The 4,387-nt window shown below is 70.0% G+C and carries 5 protein-coding genes and 1 tRNA gene; 2 read left to right on the top strand and 4 right to left on the bottom strand.

Translation table 11 applies throughout. The features are described 5' to 3' along the window. On the top strand, window positions 1-188 hold a 188-nt coding region (locus Q1K57_RS13890; RefSeq protein WP_300083626.1), incomplete at its 5' end, for a hypothetical protein. Window positions 189-284: 96 nt separating this feature from the next. Here the strand turns inward: Q1K57_RS13890 and Q1K57_RS13885 are convergent. Beyond that, a tRNA-Gln gene (locus Q1K57_RS13885) sits at window positions 285-363 on the bottom strand. Window positions 364-453: 90 nt separating this feature from the next. Here Q1K57_RS13885 and Q1K57_RS13880 point away from each other — a divergent pair. Beyond that, on the top strand, window positions 454-1,155 hold the full coding sequence (locus Q1K57_RS13880) for a TetR/AcrR family transcriptional regulator (RefSeq protein ID WP_300083624.1): 702 nt from the start codon (window positions 454-456) through the stop codon (window positions 1,153-1,155). 51 nt (window positions 1,156-1,206) lie between these two features. Here the strand turns inward: Q1K57_RS13880 and Q1K57_RS13875 are convergent, their stop codons facing one another. The 3 genes from Q1K57_RS13875 to Q1K57_RS13865 form a co-directional block, all read right to left on the bottom strand. After that, the gene (locus Q1K57_RS13875) at window positions 1,207-2,052 is read right to left on the bottom strand and encodes a transglutaminase family protein (RefSeq protein ID WP_300083622.1); all 846 of its coding nucleotides are present in this window, start codon (window positions 2,050-2,052) and stop codon (window positions 1,207-1,209) included. Next, entirely contained in the window at window positions 2,049-2,972 is a 924-nt protein-coding gene (locus tag Q1K57_RS13870) for an alpha-E domain-containing protein (RefSeq protein WP_300083620.1), read from the bottom strand. Before Q1K57_RS13870 ends, Q1K57_RS13875 begins: the two co-directional genes overlap by 4 nt. Continuing rightward, the coding region (locus Q1K57_RS13865; protein ID WP_300083618.1) for a circularly permuted type 2 ATP-grasp protein at window positions 2,966-4,387 on the bottom strand (1,422 nt) is incomplete at its 5' end. The genes Q1K57_RS13865 and Q1K57_RS13870, both read right to left, overlap by 7 nt.

The raw sequence follows: 4,387 nt of genomic DNA, 5'->3' as shown, positions 1-4,387 counted from the left end.
CCGGGTCGATCCACAACACCCGGCACACCCTGGCCAGCGCGCTCAAGGAGGCGGGCGTGCCCGACAACCAGGGCGCGGCCCTGCTGGGGCACGACCCGCAGACCTACCTGCGGTTCTACGTCCTGGCCGACGACGACGCCGCCGCCGAGGCGGCCGAGGTCGCGGGGCGGGTGTTCGCTGCCTTGTGACACGCGCTTGCGACACGGAAAGGGCCAAGGCCGATCCCACCCGGTACGGGGGATCGGTCTTAGCGCTTGTCAGGTGGCGAATCGCCGCCGCCCTAGCACCCCGGGCAGGAGTCGAACCTGCTGCGCTAATCCTGATTCAAAGTCAGGCGGGCCCTACCGAAAGACCAACCGGGGTTCGCCCGAGACCGGGCTCGGAGCACTACTCTAGCCAACTCGGACGCGCGTCCATTGGCGCCCGGACGCCGTCCCGCGAGAGACTGGCCGGGTGACCCAGCCGCACGCCACGCCGAGGACGCGCCGCAGCCGCGTCCGGATGACGCGCGCGCAGCGGCACGAACAACTCATCGACGTCGCCCGCGGCCTGTTCGCCGAGAAGGGTCTCGACGGCACCTCCGTCGAAGAAATCGCCGCGCACGCCGGCGTCAGCAAGCCGGTTGTCTACGAACACTTCGGCGGCAAGGAGGGCCTCTACGCCGTCGTTGTCGACCGCGAGGTCCAGACCCTCCACGACGCGATCCACGCCGCGATCTCGCAACCCTCCGTGAGCCCGCGTCGCCTGATCGAACTGGGCACCCTCGCCCTGCTCGACTACATCGAGGAGAACCCCGACGGGTTCCGCATCATCAGCCGCGACACTTCCCCCCGCGCGAACGACGGCCGCGACGCCGCCGACAGCGAGTCACCGACCTTCGCCACCATCCTCTCCGGCATCGCCGCCCGCGTCGAAGGCCTGCTCGCCGCCCAGTTCGCCCGCCGCGGCTTCGATCCGGCCACCGCACCCCTCTACAGCCAGATGCTCGTCGGGCTCGTCGCCCTCGCAGGCCAATGGTGGGTGGACGCCCGCGAAACCACCAGCCTCACCAAACCGCAGGTCGCCGCCCACCTCGTCAACCTCACCTGGAACGGCCTCTCCGGCCTGCTTCCCCACCCGCGCCTCCTGGTCGCCGATGAGGACGCCGACGCGTAAGTGGTCGACCCACTCGGTCCGCGACTGCCTCGACCAACCCTGCCCGCGGCGTCACGACAGACGGGTGACGGACACCTCGACCGACAGTTCGGCCTCCTCGTCGCCGAGGTAGACCCCGGTGAACGGTGGGACGTCCTCGTAGTCGCGTCCGCGGGCCACGACGATGTGATCCGCGCCGACGGCCTTCAGGTTCGTCGGGTCGACCCCCACCCAGTCGCCTCCCCACCACTCGACCCACGCGTGACTCTCCCCGCTCAGCGGCTGGCCGAGGGGGGCGTCCGGATCGGGCGTGAGGTAGCCCGACACGTAGCGCGCCGGAATGCCCAGGTGCCGCAGCGCGCCGATGGTGATGTGCACGAAGTCCTGGCAGACACCCTTCTTCGCCTCCCACGCCTCGGCGGCGCTCGTGGTGGCGACGGTCCACCCGGCCTCGTACTCCAACTCGGCGCGCACCAACTCGATCACCTTCGCCACCGTCCCCGCGGGCGACAGGCCTTCGACCGCCGCGGCGAAGCGCGCGTGAACGTCGTCGGGTAGGGCCGTGGAGGGCCGCGTCTCCAACCACTCGTAGCACCGGTCGATGCGCTCGGCCGAGCGCACCTCGTCCCACGAGGCGTCCGTGCGGACGTGTTGCGGGTCGGAGCACTCCACGGTGGAGATGGCCTCCAGTTCCAGCGCCTCGTGGACGCCGGCCGTCTCGAGGGCCGTCACGGAGGTCCCCCAGTAGTCGCGGTACGTGTGGCTCCACGTCAGCGGCCGGATGCGCAGGCGGCTCTCCAGGGTGACCTGGTTCTCCTCGGTGAGCGGCGTCATCCGGATCTCGTTGTGCGACGCGCTGATCGGCCCGGTGTAGCGGTAGGTCGTCGTGTGGGCGACCCTGTAGCGGCGGGTGGTCACCTGATCTCCTCCATCCAGGTCTCCTCGGTCGCCCGCGGGAAGTAGCGGGCGGCCACGGCGTCCGAGACGGCCGTCACCATCTGCTGAACGCGGGACATCTGCTGCGGCAGTTCGTTGATGACGTTGTCGGGCAGGCGGTACTCGAGCGAGGTGCGGATGCGGCCGAGCAGCCGGATCGCCTCGTTGCGGAAGCCGATGGCACCGAACTCGGGCTCCAGCCGCTTCAGCGCCGCCTCCGACTGCATGAGGGCGAACATGACCGACCGCGGGAACTCGCGGTTGAGCACGAGGAACGTCGCCACCGCGCGGTCGGTGAAGAGCCCCGACGCACTGCGCATGAACGCTTGGTTGCCGCCACACGAACTGAGCACCGACTGCCACGACAGCGCCCCCACCGGCAGCGTGCCCGTCGAGATGATGCGGGCGGTCATGTCGGCGCGCTCGAGATAGCGGCCGAGCACGAGGAAGTCCCAAGCGTCGTCGTGGCTCATCGTGGAGTCGGCGATGCCGGCCACGAGGATCGCCCGTTCGCGTGCCCACGCGAGGTGGCGGGCGGTGCCGTCGGGCGGCCCGAGGCGTCCCCAGCGCAGCCAGGCGGTGTTGATGGCCTCCCACAGGTCCGTCGAGACGGTCTCGCGGGCGCGGCGGGCGTTGTCGCGGGCCGCGTTCCACGATCCGGTGATCGAGCTCAGGTTGGTGGCGTCGAACACCAGCCGCTCGCGCAACTGCGCGTAGCTGACGTGCTCGGCCGGCGGTTCCCCGCCGAGCACGCTCAACACGTGCCCGACGGACTCGTCGGCACTGCCGTACGTGCCCTCCAACTGCTCCAGCCGGACGACGTCGACGAGGCGCGCCGTGCCATCGACGCGCTCGATGTAGCGCCCGATCCAGAACAGCGACTCGGCGATGCGGCTCAGCACGATGCCACCCCCTCGCTGTGGACGCCCGCCTGCTGCTGCTGCTTCGTCTGCTCCTTCACCGAGCGGACGGGCCCCTCCGTGTAGACCTCCGGCGGCGTCATGAGGATGACCTCCTTCGTGCCCAGCGCCTCCTCCTCGGCGTCGGATTCCCCCGGCATGGGCGCCTCGAGGACCCACGTGTCCTTCGAGCCGCCGCCCTGCGAGCTGTTCACCACGAGTTGCCCCTCGGGCAGCGCCACGCGCGTCAGTCCCCCGGGCAGGACGGTGATCGTCTCGCCATCGTTCACCGCGAACGGCCGCAGATCGACGTGGCGGGGGCGCAGGTCGTCGTCGATGAGCGTCGGCACGGTCGACAGCTGCACGATCGGCTGCGCGATCCAGCCGCGCGGGTCGTGCCGCAGTCGCGCACACAGGTCGTCCAACGTGGCCCGGTCGGCGTCCTCGCCGATGACGAGCCCCTTGCCGCCCGACCCATCGACCGGCTTGACCACCATCTTCTCCACGTTCGCCAGCACATGGCTGAGGTGCGCCGGCTCGGTGCACCGGAAGGTGTCCACGTTGGGCAGGATCGGCTCCTCGTCGAGGTAGAACCTGATGAAGTCCGGCACGTAGCTGTAGACCAGCTTGTCGTCGGCCACCCCGTTGCCCACCGCGTTCGCGATCGTGACACGTCCGGCGCGGACCGCGTTGATGAGCCCGGGACAGCCGAGCAGCGAGTCGGGCCGGAAGTGGACCGGATCAAGGAAGTCGTCGTCGACCCGGCGGTAGATGACGTCGACCTGTTGGTCGCCGCGCGTCGTCCGCATGCGCACCGTTCCGCCCGTGCAGATGAGGTCGCGCCCCTCCACGAGTTCGACGCCCATCATGCGGGCCAGGAGCGAATGCTCGAAGTAGGCCGAGTTGTAGACGCCCGGCGTCATCACGACGACCGTCGGGTTCGGGTTGCCGTCCGGCGCTGCCGCCCGCAGCGCGCGCAGCAGCATGCGCGGATAGTCGTGGACCTGCCGGATCCGCAACTGACTGAACGCCTCGGGGAACGTGTTCGTCAACGCCCGCCGGTTGCTGATCACGTAGCTCACCCCCGACGGCACGCGCACGTTGTCCTCCAGCACGCGGAACGTGCCCTCCTCGTCCCGGATCAGGTCGATGCCCGACACGTGCACCCGGACGCCGTTGTGCGGCCGGATGCCCGCCACCGCCCGGTGGAAATGGTGGCTCGACACGATGACCTCATCAGGCAGGACGCCGTCGCTCACCACCCGCGGCAGGGCCGACTCCCGCATGTAGACGTCGTCGAGGAAAGCCTCCAGGGCGCGCACGCGCTGCTGGACGCCGCGGTCGATCACGTCCCACTCCTCCGCCGGGATGATCCGCGGCACCAGGTCGAGCGGGAACGCGCGTTCCTCACCCGCGTA

The sequence above is a fragment of the Propioniciclava sp. genome (genome assembly GCF_029977985.1).
In the GTDB taxonomy this organism is placed as follows: domain Bacteria; phylum Actinomycetota; class Actinomycetes; order Propionibacteriales; family Propionibacteriaceae; genus Propioniciclava.
The sequence above is the reverse complement of the archived record's forward strand: the minus strand, read 5'-3'. Positions and strand labels throughout refer to the sequence as shown.